The 551-nt window shown below is 42.8% G+C and carries 1 protein-coding gene; it reads right to left on the reverse strand.

Features of this window, described 5'->3' with window-relative positions; genetic code table 11:
• Positions 1-19: 19 nt before the first annotated feature.
• Positions 20-551: carboxymuconolactone decarboxylase family protein (locus B2Z27_RS17990; protein WP_286814701.1), on the reverse strand; the 532-nt coding region annotated here is incomplete at its 5' end.

A 551-nucleotide genomic window follows, 5' to 3' on the forward strand; every position in this document is an offset into this window, starting at 1 on the left:
AATTGCTAATTGCTAATTGCTAATAAACCGATCCATCATGTTTTCCTTTTTCCCAGCCATGTTTACCTAGGTATTGGTCGGCACTTTCAACAGCTCCTGTTTCAATAGATGTGCCCATAGAATCGTTCCAACGGTTAAGATATCCAAAGAGGGAGATTACGCCTAGCATTTCAACAATTTCCCCTTCGTTCCAGTGTTGGTATAAACGTTCTTTTATTTCGGCATCAACACCGTTAGGTACTTGTGAGGCCTGTAAGGAGAAATCTAAAGCGGCACGTTCTGCATCTGAAAAGGCAGGGTGTGTTCTGTATTCCCAAATATTATCCAATTGCTCTTGTTCGGCTCCATAGCGTTCTGCGGCACGTATGGCATGCGCTTGGCAATAACGACAACCAGTGGCATTGCTACTTACCCATGCGATCATTCGCTTTAGGGCAGAGGTTACTCTACCTTCATTTGCCATAACGGCCTTATTTAAATTAATAAAAGCCTTTGAGATAGCGGGCCTATGTTGCATGGTTAATACGGAATTAGGGCAAAATCCTAAAGTT

Source organism: Maribacter sp. UBA3344 (assembly GCF_002362375.1).
In the GTDB taxonomy this organism is placed as follows: Bacteria; Bacteroidota; Bacteroidia; order Flavobacteriales; family Flavobacteriaceae; genus Maribacter; species Maribacter dokdonensis.